This is a genomic window from Leptotrichia hongkongensis (genome assembly GCF_041538065.1).
GTDB classification, from domain to species: Bacteria; Fusobacteriota; Fusobacteriia; order Fusobacteriales; family Leptotrichiaceae; genus Leptotrichia; species Leptotrichia hongkongensis.
In genome coordinates this window covers 99,944-116,375 of the sequence record NZ_JBGORW010000006.1, presented here as the reverse complement: position 1 = coordinate 116,375, position 16,432 = coordinate 99,944, and the positions used below count along the sequence as shown (strand labels likewise).

Here is a 16,432-nt window from a genome sequence, read left to right as displayed (position 1 = left end):
ATATTTAAAACCTATTTATCTTTTCTTTTAAAAGTTGCAAATGCAATTATAGTTAGTAAAATTAATTGACAAATAAATACTTCCATATTTGCATAAATTCCTAAAATCTCTACCGTTGGAATAAAGTTTACTACGTGTAATGGCAGAATTCCTACAACTTGCAGCATATGAATACTTGTTCCAAGCATCTTAAACGCAAGGAAATATATCGTCCATGTCAATACAAGAAATATTTGATGTATTTTTATTTTTGAAGAAGCATATATTAGTACAAATGCGATTACAACTAGTATTAGTATAGCACTCACAATACCAATAATCAAGTTCTGCAAAGAAATTAACGGTAAAATTCCCACATAAAATAAAATCGTTTCAGCACCTTCCCTAAATACCGCAAGAAAACTTAATACAAACATTGAAATAAAACTTCCTGTGCTCAAAACAACATCCATTTTTCTGTCAATGTAGTCTTTCCAAGATTTTAGAGATGACTTGCTATGTAGCCAGAATCCAATACCAATCATCATTATAACCGCAAAAATTCCTACAATTCCTTCCAGAATCTCACGGTTTGTTCCTGAAGATACCGCAGGGAATAGTGCTTGAAGCATAAATGCTATAATGACACTTGCTAAAATTCCGAAAGTAGCTCCTGCATATACCCAGCGTAATCCTTTTTTCTGATTTGCAGCTTTTAGACTGCTTACTAATGCCAGAACTATTAGAAGTGCTTCTACACCTTCACGAAGGAGTATAAACATTGCGTCAACAAATGTATATTGTGCTTTTGTATCAATTTGCGACAATTCTATTATTAAACCTTGTAGTTGTTCCTGATATCCTTTTTCAGCACCTTTTACCATAATTATTGGAGTTTGAGTTTCCAATTTTGTGTATAATGATGAATTTCTTGTACTTACATCGCCTTCAACGGTTGGCCATACTTGAATAAACTGCTTAACTTTTGACTGTCCTTTAGCTTTATTTCCTGCTTTAAAAGCATCCAAGGCATCTTTTAGCATATCCACAGCTTCTTTCAACGTGATTGTAGTTGAAACATTGTTTTCTATTTTTTTTCCATCTAGATAATCCTTTATAGCAGACTTCAATTCATTGAAAGAATTTATTGTGCTGTCATAGTCAAAAGGCTCCACTTCCATAGAGCTTCTAAGAAAGGACATCGCAGTTTCCACTTTTCCATAGTAAGGAATACTTCTGCTTCGTATAAAACCTTCATTTCTAGTCCATACGCCATTAAATTTCAGATATTCTTTTTTCATAAGCTCCACATTTTTAGACTGAATCGCCTTTTCCAATATATCCAAAGCAGGATACATTCTTGACTGAAATTTTTTCTTTTCCTCATTGTCATTAACAGGATTTTGCTCCTTTTCAAAAGCAAGCAATGCTGTTGTTACTTCTTTTAGGTCATTTTCTGATAATGCTGATTTTTCTCTATTTAAAAGCTCCTGTACTTTTTTTCCTTGTGTTGAATCAGAATTTTTTACTTTTTTAAATTCTTCCCTGATTTCAGAAAAAAGTTTTTTTGCTTCATTCTGATTGTTATTTTTTATTGCAGTTGTTGTATCTGTTATTTTTATATAGAGGTTACTGTAACTTTCCTTTGCAATAATATTTGTAAAAGATAGCATAAAGCACAAAAATAACATTATACTTATTTTATTCAAATAATTTCTGTCCAATATATTCTCCTTCCTTTATTCCGCCAAAGCAGGCAAAAATACCTGTTCCAACGTGAGTAATGTACTCATTCAGTTTATCATCGTTTCCTAAGCTATTTTGAATTTTTATGAATTGATCAGGATGTTTTTGGAAACATATAAATAGCAGTCCCGCATCAAACTGTCCGCTCACTTCGTCTATTCCGTTAGAATATGAAAAGGCACGGCGTGCTATTTTTGCTTCAGCTTTTTTGGCAAGATAAACATGTGAATCAATAGGAAGAATTGGTTTTCCGTCTGAACCTTTTTTATTTATGTCAATTGTTGCAAATTCATCTGTTTCCCCAAATGGAGCGCCACTTTCCTTATATCTTCCAAATGTATTCTCTTGTTCTTGTAAATTAGTCCTATCCCAAGTTTCAAGATGCATCTGAATACGTCTTACTATCATATAAGTTCCATCTTTGAGCCAGTTGTTCTTGTCATACCATACAACATTCTTAAAGTCGTTATTATTTTTAGGATTTTCTGTTCCATCTTTAAATCCAAAAAGATTTCTTGGCGTTTCCTTTCCGTTTCCAATGGGAAGAAATCCAGCTTGAGTCCATTTTAGAGTAATTAAGGCACGTCCTTTACGAACAAGATTTCTCACAGCGTGAAATGCCACTTGAGCATCATCTGCACAAGCCTGAATACAAATATCTCCACCTCTATACTTATCTTTTATCTGATCTCTTGGAAAATGTGGCAAATCTTTAAATTCGTCTAATTTTTTATTATCCAATTTTAATTTATCGAGAAATGAGGGGCTTATCCCAAAAGTTAATGTCAAGCGATAGGGGTTTAATCCAACAGTTTCTCCTGTATCTATAGGAGGGATAAGGTGATTTTTCAGTTCAGAAGCGACTAGTTCGCCTTTCATAAGTTTTTGAGAATAATCAGTCCAGTCCTTGAACATCTGCTTTATTTCTTCCTTGTTCAAAGAGTGCAGATCTAGTACTGCAAAATAGACATTTTTCTGAACAGGGGTAGCAATTCCTGACTGATGCTGCCCATAAAATGAGATTTTTTCATCTCCAACAACTTGATTTGCCTTATCGTTAAACATATTTGCAAAAATTGCACCAGCTCCGCTTGCTCCAATTGCGGCTCCGGCTCCTACCATTCCAGCTTTTTTAAGAAAATCACGTCGTGATATTTTTTTATCAAACCATTTTTTATTATTTTCATCACTCATTATTTTTACCTCTTTTTATACTGTAAGTTATTTAGATGTGCTTGATAATCTAAATATTAATTTTAACAAGGGGGATTGCCCCCTTGCTTGATAATACTTAAATATATTAGTTACCAAATAAATCTGTTATTTTTTAGGAGTTGCATCCATTACAATTCCCATTTGTGATAAAGGTTCTCCCAGTTTTGTAACTGCTTCAGCTAGAGCTTTTGTATCCTCAGGCTTCAATTCTGTATATAATTTGTAATGCTTATCATCAGTCATATATTTATCAAGAAGTGCATTTACAGCTTTAAATTCAGTATCTAAAGTTGTTACAAGTTTAGCATCTTTTTTCTCTAATTTAGGTCTAAATAGTTCAAATATTTTCTGAGCTCCTTCAATGTTTGCTCTAAAGTCATATAAATCAGTATGTGAAAATACTTCTTCTTCTCCTGTAATTTTCTGAGTTGAAACTTCATTTAATAAGTCGATAGCTCCTGTAACCATTAAATCAGGTGTCACTTCAATTGTAGCAATTTTTGCTTTTAGTTCCTTAATGTCGTTTACAAGCTCATCTGCATATTTTTCAGTACCTTTTGTAGTATTTTGCTCCCATAATATTTTTTCAATTCTATGAAAACCTTTCCATCCTTCTTCATTTTTAAATTCTTCCTTAAAGTCAACAAGACGGTAATCTATCTTAACATCAGATTCTCCAAAGCTTTCAGCGATAGGCTCAGATCTTTCATAAGCCATACGGATTAATGGATAAACTTTCTTAGCTTCATCCAATTTTCCTTCCTTCAACAATTTTTCAAAGTTTTCTGTATCTTTTAAAAGCATATCAATCTGACCTTCAACATATTTCTTATATTCGGCAGTTTCTTTGCTCAAATCAACTTTTCCTTGATTAGCAGTCTGTTCAGCCGTTGTTCCAGTTTTTCCTTCTTCTTTACCAGCATTGTCTTTTCCACAACTAACCACCATTAATGCTCCTATAAGCAGTAATATTCCCATTTTTTTCATAAAAAATCCTCCTAAATTTTAATTTTATTATATATTTGTATCTAATATCGAATTAGTTAAAATTAACAAAATTTAAAATAATTATAACTTTATAAGTTCGATATAAAGTAGATTTATTATAATTATACTTTGAATTTATTTATTTGTAAAGCAAAAATATTTGATTTTCAAAATTTTATGTAAAATATATGATAATTAAAGGAAATACATATGGAAAAAATGGATATGAAATGATAGAATTTATTAAATAATACTATAAAAATTTAGAAGGAGAGAAATAATTATGAAGAATGGTATAAAATTTTTGTTTATATTTTTTATTTTCCTTGTTTCATTTAATATTTTTGCAAATGGGTCGGTTTTAAAAGCAGAAAACATTTCATTTGTAAAAAAAATTCCATTTGAAAAGTTGCCGGAAAATATTGAAGAGGATATGAAAAATGGAACAATGAAATACCTGAAGAATCAGCAATGCCTAATATCAACATACAAAACTTTTTATAAAAATTCTAGTCTTAGCCACATAAATATTTATGCAAATTGTGTTGAAGTGGATCCTGGAAAAAAAGTAAACTGGGACTCTCCAGAAATTTCAGAAAATACTGATACGAAGACAATCCATGTTTTAGGAAGTGCAGTTGCAAAAAAATTATTAAATGATTTAAAAAATGGTAAAAGTACATTTTTTGGAGATAAGCTAGCCTACTATAAACCTTCGCATCAGAATTACAAAAAAAATGAGTATTTTTATTTGAAATAAGAAAAATTTAGTATAAATTCGAAATATTTAAAAGTTGTTAATTTATTTTAAAGCATAAAAAACAGGAGACTTATTGTTGTCTTCTGTTAATTTTTTTATTTTTTGAATAATAAGAAATCAAATTAAAAATAATTCCTTTGGAAATGTTTAATATATATAATATTACAAACATTTAAGTAACTCACAGCAATTTATTTGTATAAGTTTAATTAAATCGTGGTTATTAATTTCTCTATGATTTTTTTAAAAATTATTTTCTAAAATTAATGGAAAAAAAATTTTAAAAATGATACAATATCTCACAAAGGTATAAAATATTTAAAAATTTAATTTTAATGTTTGAAGAGGTATTTATTATGGAAAATTCTGAAAAATTAGAAAATAATGATAATCTAAATAACAAAAAACAGCTAAAAAGAGTTAGAATTGTGAAAAGTGGATATGGAGATGAAGCTTTATTAAAGGATTTTTATGACTATCTAAAGGCAAAAGATATTCAAGAAGTTTTTGGAGTGGAAGAGGCTGATTTAATAATTTCACTTGGCGGAGATGGAACAATGCTTGTTGCTGCAAAAGAAGCTATTTTAAGGAATATTCCTGTACTTGCAATAAATATGGGCTCTCTTGGTTATCTTGCCGAAGTAAAACCTCAAAATGCAGTAAAAATGTTACAAGATTACGAAAATGGGAATTATAAAACTGAAGAAAGAGCATTTTTAGAAGTAAAATATGAAGATAATGTTTTTTATGCACTAAATGAGCTTGTAATAACAAAAGGCGGACACGAAGCACATTTAATACAGGTTGAAGTTTACTCAAATGATATTTTTGTTAATAAATACAGAGCTGACGGAATAATCGTAGCAACTCCTACAGGATCGACTGCCTACTCGCTTTCAGCAGGTGGTTCAATTGTTCACCCTGGACTAAATGCACTCTCCATAACACCTCTTGCTCCACAAAGTCTAACAGCGCGTCCAATAATTGTAAACGGCTGTGAAGTTCTAAGTTTTAAGGCAACATCAAGAGATGATGCAGTCCATTTAAATATCGACGGAAACCAATGGTTTCAGATACAGGAGAATGATTTAGTAACTGCAAGATTATCAAAGAAAAAAATTCGAATAATAAAACCTATAAACAGTGATTATTACAGTATACTCCGACAAAAATTGAAATGGGGAGATTCTGTCTTATAAAAAATAAAATAGTGAAAGGGAAGAAATGTTAAGGGAATTAAGATTAAATAATTTAGCAATAATCAAAAAATTAGATTTAGAATTTAATGACAAATTTATTGCATTAACTGGAGAAACAGGGGCTGGTAAATCAATTATTCTAGATGGAATTTCACTATTAATTGGTGAAAGAAGTCATACAGATATGATTAGGAATGGGGAAGAAAGCCTTTTTGCAGAAGGAATTTTTGAATTAGATGAAAATCAGAAAAAAAGGTTAAATGAGCTTGGGTTTGAGATAGATGATGACGAACTTATTATAACACGATATTTTGACAGGAACGCTAAATCGAAGATTACCGTAAACGGTGCAAGACTTACTTTGTCAAGATTAAAAGAACTTATGGTAAATATTATTGATTTAGTTGGACAGCATGAACATCAGTTCTTGCTAAATGAAGAATATCATTTGCATTTACTTGACAGATTTCTTGATGATGAAGGAAAAGAACTTTCTAAAAAAATTCGTGAAAACGTAAATGAAATAAAAAAATTAAATTCAAGAATAAGAAATATTGAAGAAGAAAAAGAAAAAATTGCAGAAAAAAAAGATATTCTAGAATTTCAGTTTAACGAAATCAATAGTCTTAATTTAAAGGAAAATGAAGATGAAGAACTGGAAGAAGAGTATAAAATATTGTTTAATGCTGGAAAAATTAATGAAAAGCTAGGAGAAACTTCAGAACTTTTAAAAGAAGGAGAATTTTCGATTTTATCAGCACTTGGAAGAGCTAAGAGAAATTTAGAGCAGCTTTCGGATTTGTCAGAATCTTATAGTGAATTATACGATAAGATTGAGTCTGTACTTTATGAAGTAGAGGAAATTTCGTACTCTGTAGATAATTTTTCTGGAGATGTTGAGAGAGATGACGAAAAACTGGAAAAAATTGTCGAAAGAATTGATGCAATTAATAAGCTGAAATTAAAATACGGCTCAACAATTACTGAAATTCTTGAATACAAAGATAAAATTGAAAAAGATTTGTCATTAGTTAATTTTGAAAATGAAGAGCTGGAAAATTTAAAGGTTGAAAAAAATAAATTGGTAAGCCAGTATTTTCAAGATGGTGAAAGACTTAGCCAAATTCGTATGGAAATTGCAGAAAGTCTTCAGAACACAATTGATATTCAGCTAAGCGACTTAAATATGGAAAATGCAAAATTCAAGGTAGAAATTACAAAAACTGAAGAAATAACAGCACATGGAATAAATAATGCAGAATTTTTAATTGCAACAAATGTAGGAGAAACATTCAAGCCACTTGCCAAAATTGCTTCAGGTGGAGAAATTTCACGTATAATGCTTGCTCTTAAAACTGTATTTTCAGCTGTTGACAATATTTCAGTGCTGATTTTTGATGAGATTGATACTGGAATTTCTGGAGAAACTGTAAGAAGAGTTGCAGAAAAGTTAAGAGAACTTTCGAGAAATACGCAGATTATCTGTGTAACACATTCTCCGCAAATTGCTGGAAAAGCACAGCAGCAGTTTTTTATCAAAAAAGAAATTGAAAATGGTCTTACAGAAACAAAAGTTCGTGAACTGAATACTGAAGAAAGAATAAGAGAAATTGCAAGAATCATTTCAGGTGATAATATTACTGAAGCATCTGTTAATCACGCTAAGGAGATAATGGGGCTATGGGACAAAAAAGTACTGATATAGATAATCTAAAAAAGAAAAAACTTAATTCAGATAAAGAAAATTTGGAAAAAGAAATAGACGGTAACGTTAAAAACGGTGAAAGTTCAAAAAACAATGATAAAAAAATAACACGTGAAAATAAAATGCAGATTAGAGAATTTCTTGATTTTTTAGAGTATGAAAAGGGAAGTTCTCAAAATACAATTACTGGATATAATCGAGATTTAATACAATTTTTTTTATTTGTAAAAAAAGATTTTTCGAAAGTAAAGGAACAGGATATTTTCGATTATGTTGAATATATAAGTGAAAAATTAAGACGAAATTCAGTATTAAGGAAAGTATCGGCAATAAAGACATTTTACAGATTCTGCTATCTAAATAAAGCAATAAAAAAAGATCCAACAGGAATGGTAAAATCCTTAAAACGTGAACATAGATTACCTGAAATACTTACACTAAAAGAAATGAAACAAATTGTAGATAACTGTCCACATACGCCTGAAGGTATGCAAAATAAACTTATTATCAAAATTTTAATTGCAACTGGATCAAGAATTTCAGAAACTTTAAATTTGGAAATAAAGGATGTGGAAAATCAAGACTACGAATTTATAAAGGTACTTGGAAAAGGATCAAAATATAGAATAATACCAATTTATGATAGTCTAGAAAATGAAATAAAAAATTATTTGGCTATTTATAGACCAAAATTAAAGAATGCAAGTGAAAGTTTTAAGATTTTTCCAAATACTCGAAGGGAAAAATTTTGGAAAGATTTAAAGACTATTGCAAAAAACGCTGGAATTGAAAAAAATGTATATCCGCACATTTTTAGGCATTCACTTGCTACAATTCTGCTTGGAAATGGTGCTGATGTTCGTATTGTGCAAGAGATACTGGGACATTCAAACATAACAACAACAGAAATTTACACACATGTTGAAAAATCCAAACTAAAAATGATTTATAACAATATAAAATTAGGAGATGACTAAAAAAATGAAGGAAAATCGTGAGTTAAAAAAACATAAAGATGAAAAGTTAAGAGTATTATTATTAACAATTATTGCATATTTTGTGTTTTTCGTTATAAAAAAAATGGATATAATAACAGAGTATTTGGGAATTGTTATGCTAATTTTGTTATATATGTATGCCAATTATAATTTGATAAATATATTTTTTACAAGTAAGAGAACCACTTTTAAAATATATGCCTTTTTATTGCTAGAAGTAATTTATTTGTTTACAGGAAATATTTCTATGATAGGTACAATTACGTATATTATATTATTTTTACTTTTAATTTTTTCAGTAAGAAAAGACGAAGGAAGGTCAGAAATACCTAAAATAACAAAATTTGTACAAATATTTCTTATATTTAAAGTTGTCTTTGTGCTATCAATGTTAGTTTTTTAATTTTAAATATGTTTGAACTCAAAATAGTATCTGATTTTATTAAAAATAGATAAAAGTTCAAAAAATAGTTGAGAAATATATAAAAAAGTAGTATAATGACAAAATATGATAAATTTTGATTATATTTATAAATATTAAAAAATATAATGTTTTAAATGAAGTGGAGTAATAAAAAATGGAAATGGTTAACGTTAATAAAAATAGTAGTGCAGACGTTATGAAAAGTGTAGAAGATGTAACAGATAGAGCTGTAAATGCTCAAGCTGAAAAAAATTTATTTCTTGGAGAATACAAAGAAAGAGTTATCAAAGCCCTTACATTTGAGGAGATAAAAGAAAAAGGAATTTATTATGAAATAGAAAAGGCTTTGGAAGATAAAGATGTGGATAAAATGGTTATTTCACGACATGCAGATTTTAATGATATAAAAAAATACATTGAAATAGCTAAGCAAAAGAGAGTGCCGTATAAAATGATAGATAACCTAGTATGTGTGGGTCAAATAGCACTTGTAGTAGTTGCAAAGGATGCAATTGTCCATGAAGCTGGAGATGAAATTGTTGTAACTTCAAAACTTGAGAAATGTCATTTAAAGCACTTGCCAGATATATATTTTGAAGCTATGGAAAGTGCAGTTTGTGATTTTCATTTAGATATAATAAAAAAAGAAATGCCTGAATATGCTAAAAACTATAAAGAATTAACATTTATGGACAAATTGTTTGGCTCAAAATGTCCGATATGTCAAAAATTAGGAGGAAAAAAACGTGGTTGATGGATTTAGAATAAAAGGGAAAACACCATTAAATGGAGTAATTAAAGTAAGCGGAGCTAAGAATGCAGCACTTCCAATAATAATAGCGACACTTGTTGCAAAAGGTGAATACATTCTAAAAAATGTTCCAAATTTACGTGATATAAGAGTAACAATGAGACTGCTGGAAGATTTGGGAATGGAAACAGAAAAATTAGATGACAATACTTATAAAATTGTAAATAATGGATTTAAAAGAACAGAAGCAAGCTATGAAATTGTAAAACAGATGAGAGCATCATTTCTAGTAATGGGACCAATGATTGCAAATTTAGATGAAGCAGTTGTTTCATTGCCTGGAGGATGTGCAATCGGTTCAAGACCAGTTGATTTGCATTTAAAAGGATTTGAACTATTGGGAGCAGAAATTACAAGAGTTCACGGATATATTCATGCAAAAGCAGACAAATTAAAAGGTGCTGAAATTCCTTTAGGTTTTCCAAGTGTAGGAGCTACACAGAATATTATGATGGCGGCAGTAAAAACTCCTGGGAAAACTGTTATTTCAAATGCTGCAAGAGAGCCTGAAATTGTTGATTTAGGAAATTTCTTGAATAAAATGGGAGCAAAAATTACAGGATTAGGGACTCCTACTATTGAAATTGAAGGAGTTGAAGAACTTCACGCTGTGGAATATTCAATTATGCCAGATAGAATTGAGGCAGGAACTTATGTGATAGCTTCATTAGTTACAGAAGGAGATTTAAAAATTCAAAATGCAAGACTTGATGATTTAGGAGTTTTTAAATCTGAATTAGAAGCAATGGGAGCAAAATTTGAACAGGATGGTGATGTTCTGACTGTAATAGGAAAAGTAAAAGATTTAAAGCCATCAAAAATAAAAACTTTACCACACCCTGGATTCCCAACAGATATGCAGCCTCAAATGATGTTGCTTCAAACTCTTGTAAATGGTGGAAGCTCAATGGAAGAAACTGTATTTGAAAATAGATTTATGCACGTACCGGAATTTAACAGAATGGGAGCAGATATTACAATAAAACATGGAGTAGCTTTTATAAACGGAGGATTACCATTAACAGGTGCAGAAGTGATGTCTTCAGACTTGAGAGCGGGAGCAGCGCTAGTTTTGGCAGCACTTGCAGCAGATGGTGAAACAGTTGTAAATAGAGTTTATCATATAGATAGAGGATATGATAAATTAGAATTAAAATTAAATGATGTTGGTGCTCAAATTGAAAGAGTTAAACTTGACATCTAAAAATAAACAATATTTTGAATAATAAAAAAGAAGCTGTCTCAAAATGATTAAAATTTTGATTCAGCTTCTATTTTTTTGTCAGTACAGAAAATGTCATAGGCTAGCTATAGGTTCGTGGCAATCTTGCCACAATTTTTAATTATTAGGATAAATCTTTACTGCAAGATAAGGTTTTGTGGTAATTATGCTGTATTCTAGGAAAATAAAAAAAGGTAAAAGTTAAATAATTATGAATTAGCTATTGAACAATTCCATTACAAAAATTTATTCTTATTTTTAAAAGGAAATTAGTGTTAATTATTATAACATGTGATAATTCTCCAATATTTAAAGGTAAAAACAATTGATAATTTGAAAAAAATGTAGTACAATCAGTTGACTGGTTAGAGATTGCACTATATATAGTGTTATCTGTTTAATCAGAAAATTTATTATATACTCGAACCCATTTAAAATTAAACTGATAGAAATTATATAATTTAGGGTTTGAGTAAAATAGTCATAATTTTTGAGTTCTGTTTTAAACTAGTTTTACTATAAATAAATTTAGTTTGTATAATAAAAAAATTGAAAGAGAGTGCTATGATGAGAACTGCTAAGGAAAAATTTCTAGAAAAAATTAAAGAAAATATTGATATTCAAAATTTAAAAGGAGATGAGAAAATATTTTCATATGTAAACAGAGACTATCTCGCAGGAGATAATAAAAAATATATGGATATGTATGATAAATTATCATTCTGGTATGATTTTGGTGAAAAATGGATAGGATTGTTCAGATATGGAAATACAGTTTCAGAAATGAGAAAAAATCTTATGAAACATTTGGAATGGAGAAATGGCATTTCTGTTTTATATGTTTCTATCGGTACGGGAAAGGATTTAAATTTCATTCCTCAAAATATTGATTTAAAATCTTTAGACTTTACAGGTATAGACATTTCCTATGGAATGTTAAAAAAATGTCATTCTATCTGGAAAAAAAGAACAAATCTTACATTAGTAAATTGCTGTGCTGAGGATTTACCTTTTAAAGATAATGTTTTTGATATTGTTTTTCATGTGGGAGGAATTAATTTTTTTACTGATAAGGCTCTAGCTGTAAAAGAAATGATTCGTGTATCAAAACCTGGTTCAAAGATAATGATTGCAGACGAAACTGAAGATTTTATTGGAACTCAATATAAAAAAAGTATTTTTACAAAAAATTATTATAAAAATACAGATTTTGATTTAAGTGAAATTCAAAAATGTATACCTGAAAGTGTAAAAGAAAAGAAGACGGATTTTTTATGGAACAACAGATTTTATTGCATTACATTCAGAAAATAGAGTCAAAATAGAAAAACAGCATATTCAATATCAAATTTAAGATAAGAAGTGCTGTTTTTTTATATTCTTTTTATACATAAAAAGTACCGACTTTTAATATCAAACTGACGATTTCATACAGAAACTAATTAAATGAAAATTCTCAGTTTTACTTTAAAATAGTTTTATTATAGTAAAACTTATTTGAAACTAAACCCAAAAGGCTATGACTATTTTACTCAAACCCTAAATCTATATAATTTTTAGTAGTTTAATTTTAAATAGGTTTGAGTATATATCCAGCTCTAGACAAAAAAGCTAAACTCAAAATTTTAATCATTTTAAGGCAGTTCCTTATTTATATAAATTTTCGATATATTCACTTTTTTTTCCATTTTCATCATAAGCAAAAATAGGCATTTCAATGCAAAATCCTTTTTTTGCATCCTTTATAGCTTCTAGAAGGCAAATTTTAGAATTTTCATTCCATTTTGTGTAACAATTTTTCATTCTTTTTGGTTCTAAATTGTATTTTTGTAAAAGTGCCAGAACTTCTACTAGACGTTCGCTTCGAAATACGATTGAGAAACTGCCCATATTTTTTAATAAGTAAGAAGAAATTTTTATAATTTCCTCAAGTGTCAAATTGATATTGTGTCTTGCATATGCCAGCTGCTCTAAATCGTTTGTCTGGGAAATGTCGCCAGTAAATTCAAAATACGGAGGATTTGTAACAATTGCGTCAAATTCGTCACGAGTAAAAATATTTTTGTAATTCTTAATGTCTTCATTTACTATCTGAACTTGACTTTTAAAATTATTGTTTTCAGTATTTCTCTTTGCAATTTTTGCCATTGTTTCCTGTAATTCTATACCTATAATTTGTGCTTTTGAACGTTGTGCTAGAAGTAATGCAATAATTCCACAGCCAGTTCCAATATCAAGGACTTTTTTAGTTTTTCTATTAATTTTTACAAAGTCTGCAAGTAGGACAGAATCAAGTGTAAAGTTTTGAAAGTCATTTCGTTGAATAATTTTCATATTTTTTATCTGAGTAACTGTTTCTTCTCCGTTTTTTTTCATAAAATATAACTCCTTTTTATTTTTTATCAATAAAATTTTTTATTTAAATAGGAAATATACAATAAATATTGTAAATTGCTACATTTAATTAATGTTGTAACTTATAATAAAAATAAATGCGGAAAATAATTCCGCAATTTAAATTTTTAAATTTATAAATGTTTATTATAATTCTCCAGCATAGTTGTGATGAACTTTTTGTACATCATCGTCATTTTCTAGAGTATCGATTAACTTTCTTAATTTTTGTAAATCTTCTTCGCTAAGAGTGTCAACCTCTATAGACGGTAAGTATTGAATATCTGCTTCAAGCAAAGTGTATCCTGCGTTTCTTAAAGCATCTGCTACTGCGTCAAAGTTCGCTGTTTCAGTTGTGATATAATAACTATCTTCTAGAGTCTCCATATCTTCCATTCCAGCTTCAAGTGCCACTTCCATTAATGCTTCTTCATCAATATCGTCAGTTTTTTCAATAATAATTTCACCTTTTCTTCCGAACATATATGAAACTGATCCAGAAACTCCTAGGTTTCCGCCATTTCTATCAAAAGCCACCTTTACAGATGAAGCAGTTCTATTTTTATTATCAGTAAGAGCTTCTACAATAATAGCAACTCCTGCAGGACCGTAACCTTCGTAATTTAATGTTTCAAAGGCTGTTGAGCCGTCAGTTCCTGCTCCTTTCTTGATTGCCCTGTTAATATTGTCATTAGGCATATTAATTGCTTTTGCTTTTTCGATTGCATGTTTTAGGGCTACGTTAAATTCAGGATTTTCTCCGCCTCTTGCTGCTACTGTTATAAGTCTAACAAGTTTTGTAAATGATGCAGCTCTTTTTTTATCCTGTGCTTCCTTACGCCCAGCTATTGTACCATGTCTTCCCATTTTTTCCTCCTAAATTAATTATATAAAAAATTATATCATAAAAAAAAAGTCTAATCAATGGGGAAATTAAAGGAAATTTTGAGAAATAAAAATAAATTTGTAAAAAATAAAGGAATATTATAAAATATTATTACATAAATAATTTAAGGAGGAAATTAAAATGTCTAATTTAAAAAGAATAATCTTAAGTTTAATGTTGCTAATGGGAATTATAGCATTTGGTAAAAAAAATAGTTTTACATTTGTAACAGCTGGGAAAACTTTAAATAATGTAATTGCTGGAAAAAGTTTGAATCTGGATAAGGGAAATGGTGAAAAAATGGAGTTTACCTCTTTAAACCCTAATGGAAATAAAAATTATAAAACAAATACAGCAGGTGTGATGTTTGATTATGATAATAAGGATGTTAAAAATTTATCAGCAAAATTTGCATTTGGTTTTGATATTTTAAATGACAATATTGAAATTGAAAATGTCAAAATTTATGTTGCAGTACCAAATGAAGGTGAAAAATTGCTTGTGGAAGCTATAATGCCTAAAGGGGTAAAAAAAATGAAAGACTTTAAAAAAGGTCAATATGTTCAGGAAATGGAATTAAAACAAGGCTCAACTTCCAGAGTAGGAGATATAATTGTAAACGAATACAACTGGATGGGACAGTCTGACACTATTGGAAAAGCAGACCCAAATCTTTTGCTTTCAAGAAATTCAAAAAATTACGCATACCTATTTAAATTTGTAATAAAAGCCAAAGGAATGCCGGAGGAAGTTATTTATCAGCCAGCAGTATTAAAAGTAAAATTAGTAGGAGCTCAAAATTTTTAAAATAAATTTATAAAAGTAAGATTTTTAAAGTAAAGTTCGGTTGTATATTTCTAATTTTTATTTTCAAATTTTAATTGACATTTTTGAAAAAAGTGCTATGATAAAAATATGTAAAGGAATTTTTAAAAATTCTGAATTTTAAATGAGGAGGACAGTTATGATGAACGAAAAATTGGAAAAAATGAGAAATGGAAAAGGATTTATTGCAGCATTAGATCAAAGTGGAGGAAGCACTCCGAAAGCGTTGAAATTGTATGGAATTGATGAAAATGAATATTCAAATGATGCAGAGATGTTTGATTTGATTCATAAAATGAGAACTAGGATTATAAAGAGTCCAGCTTTTAACGATACAAAAATTTTAGGTGCTATTTTATTTGAGCAAACTATGGATAGAAAAATCGATGGAAAATATACAGCGGATTTCTTGTGGGAAGAAAAAGGAGTCTTGCCATTCTTAAAAGTTGACAAAGGACTTGAAGAATTGGAAGATGGGGTTCAAACAATGAAACCAATGCCAGAATTGGATGAACTTTTGAAAAGAGCAAACGAAAGACATATTTTTGGGACAAAAATGCGTTCTGTTATAAAAAAGGCATCACAAACAGGAATTAAAAAAGTTGTAGATCAGCAATTTGAAGTTGCAAATAAGATTATTGCTGCAGGACTTGTTCCAATAATTGAACCAGAAGTAGATATTCATAATACTGATAAAGCAGAATGTGAAACAATATTAAAAAATGAAATTAAAAAGCATCTTGATAAATTGCCTGAAACTTCAAATGTTATGTTAAAAGTAACATTGCCAACAGTTGAAAACTTTTATGAAGATTTGACAAAACATCCAAGAGTTGTAAGAGTGGTAGCATTATCAGGAGGTTATCCAAGAGAAAAAGCAAATGAAATTCTTTCAAAAAATAAAGGAATAATCGCAAGTTTCTCAAGAGCATTAACTGAAGGACTATCAGCACAGCAAAGTGATGAAGAATTTAACAAAACTTTAGAAGCAACAATCGAAGGAATCTACGAGGCTTCTGTAAAATAATTTTTTATAAAAAATAAATTGAATATAAGAACTGGCTTGTTTAAAAGAGATGAGTCAGTTTTTATTTTTGGAAATTGTATTGCTAAAATATTGTAAAAATTATATAATAAAGTTAATTTATTTAAATTAAATTTTTTTTTAGATTTTTTTGATTAATAAATGTTTTATTTAATATTAGTTTTTTTAACGCAGAGGTATCAGACGCCATACCTCTGCACTCCCGCTACCGAATTTCAATTTTACAGCAAAAGACA

15 protein-coding genes are annotated in these 16,432 nt (G+C 29.2%); 10 read left to right on the top strand and 5 right to left on the bottom strand.

What is annotated here, in order from left to right:
- Nucleotides 1–11 precede the first annotated feature (11 nt).
- From ACEG17_RS06040 to efeO, 3 genes are all read right to left on the bottom strand, one after another.
- On the bottom strand, nucleotides 12–1,703 hold the full coding sequence (locus ACEG17_RS06040; protein ID WP_372582965.1) for an FTR1 family iron permease: 1,692 nt from the start codon (nucleotides 1,701–1,703) through the stop codon (nucleotides 12–14).
- Nucleotides 1,681–2,919 carry an iron uptake transporter deferrochelatase/peroxidase subunit gene (gene efeB, locus ACEG17_RS06035; protein WP_372582964.1) on the bottom strand — a complete coding sequence of 413 codons (1,239 nt, stop codon included), beginning with the start codon at nucleotides 2,917–2,919 and terminating at the stop codon, nucleotides 1,681–1,683. Before efeB ends, ACEG17_RS06040 begins: the two co-directional genes overlap by 23 nt.
- 126 nt (nucleotides 2,920–3,045) lie before the next feature.
- A complete protein-coding gene (gene efeO / locus ACEG17_RS06030; protein WP_372582963.1) occupies nucleotides 3,046–3,927 on the bottom strand; it encodes an iron uptake system protein EfeO in 882 nt (293 codons plus the stop codon).
- A gap of 283 nt (nucleotides 3,928–4,210) precedes the next feature.
- Here efeO and ACEG17_RS06025 point away from each other — a divergent pair, with 283 nt between their 5' ends.
- The 8 genes from ACEG17_RS06025 (at nucleotide 4,211) to ACEG17_RS05990 (ending at nucleotide 12,360) form a co-directional block, all read left to right on the top strand.
- Entirely contained in the window at nucleotides 4,211–4,687 is a 477-nt protein-coding gene (locus ACEG17_RS06025) for a hypothetical protein (RefSeq protein WP_372582962.1), read from the top strand.
- Nucleotides 4,688–5,043: 356 nt separating this feature from the next.
- Complete coding sequence (locus ACEG17_RS06020) at nucleotides 5,044–5,886, top strand: NAD(+)/NADH kinase (RefSeq protein ID WP_372582961.1); 843 nt, start codon at nucleotides 5,044–5,046, stop codon at nucleotides 5,884–5,886.
- A 25-nt stretch (nucleotides 5,887–5,911) separates the two neighbouring features.
- Entirely contained in the window at nucleotides 5,912–7,591 is a 1,680-nt protein-coding gene (gene recN, locus ACEG17_RS06015; RefSeq protein ID WP_372582960.1) for a DNA repair protein RecN, read from the top strand.
- On the top strand, nucleotides 7,567–8,568 hold the full coding sequence (locus tag ACEG17_RS06010) for a tyrosine-type recombinase/integrase (RefSeq protein ID WP_372582959.1): 1,002 nt from the start codon (nucleotides 7,567–7,569) through the stop codon (nucleotides 8,566–8,568). Before recN ends, ACEG17_RS06010 begins: the two co-directional genes overlap by 25 nt.
- A 4-nt stretch (nucleotides 8,569–8,572) precedes the next feature.
- A complete protein-coding gene (locus ACEG17_RS06005; protein ID WP_372582958.1) occupies nucleotides 8,573–8,992 on the top strand; it encodes a phospholipid phosphatase in 420 nt (139 codons plus the stop codon).
- Between the two features lie 175 nt (nucleotides 8,993–9,167).
- Nucleotides 9,168–9,767 (top strand): DUF1694 domain-containing protein, encoded by a 600-nt coding sequence (locus tag ACEG17_RS06000; RefSeq protein ID WP_372582957.1) that lies wholly within the window; start codon nucleotides 9,168–9,170, stop codon nucleotides 9,765–9,767.
- Entirely contained in the window at nucleotides 9,760–11,028 is a 1,269-nt protein-coding gene (gene murA / locus ACEG17_RS05995; protein ID WP_372582956.1) for a UDP-N-acetylglucosamine 1-carboxyvinyltransferase, read from the top strand. Before ACEG17_RS06000 ends, murA begins: the two co-directional genes overlap by 8 nt.
- 585 nt (nucleotides 11,029–11,613) lie before the next feature.
- Complete coding sequence (locus tag ACEG17_RS05990) at nucleotides 11,614–12,360, top strand: class I SAM-dependent methyltransferase (protein ID WP_372582955.1); 747 nt, start codon at nucleotides 11,614–11,616, stop codon at nucleotides 12,358–12,360.
- 333 nt (nucleotides 12,361–12,693) lie between these two features.
- Here the strand turns inward: ACEG17_RS05990 and ACEG17_RS05985 are convergent, their stop codons facing one another.
- Both ACEG17_RS05985 and ACEG17_RS05980 read right to left on the bottom strand, forming a co-directional pair.
- Complete coding sequence (locus ACEG17_RS05985; RefSeq protein WP_372582954.1) at nucleotides 12,694–13,422, bottom strand: tRNA1(Val) (adenine(37)-N6)-methyltransferase; 729 nt, start codon at nucleotides 13,420–13,422, stop codon at nucleotides 12,694–12,696.
- Between the two features lie 165 nt (nucleotides 13,423–13,587).
- Nucleotides 13,588–14,307 carry a YebC/PmpR family DNA-binding transcriptional regulator gene (locus ACEG17_RS05980; protein ID WP_299574540.1) on the bottom strand — a complete coding sequence of 240 codons (720 nt, stop codon included), beginning with the start codon at nucleotides 14,305–14,307 and terminating at the stop codon, nucleotides 13,588–13,590.
- A gap of 160 nt (nucleotides 14,308–14,467) precedes the next feature.
- On the opposite strand from ACEG17_RS05980, the gene ACEG17_RS05975 reads away from it, so the two are divergent.
- Both ACEG17_RS05975 and ACEG17_RS05970 read left to right on the top strand, forming a co-directional pair.
- The gene (locus tag ACEG17_RS05975; RefSeq protein WP_372582953.1) at nucleotides 14,468–15,133 is read left to right on the top strand and encodes a hypothetical protein; all 666 of its coding nucleotides are present in this window, start codon (nucleotides 14,468–14,470) and stop codon (nucleotides 15,131–15,133) included.
- Between the two features lie 160 nt (nucleotides 15,134–15,293).
- On the top strand, nucleotides 15,294–16,178 hold the full coding sequence (locus tag ACEG17_RS05970; RefSeq protein ID WP_372583005.1) for a fructose bisphosphate aldolase: 885 nt from the start codon (nucleotides 15,294–15,296) through the stop codon (nucleotides 16,176–16,178).
- Nucleotides 16,179–16,432: the final 254 nt, after the last annotated feature.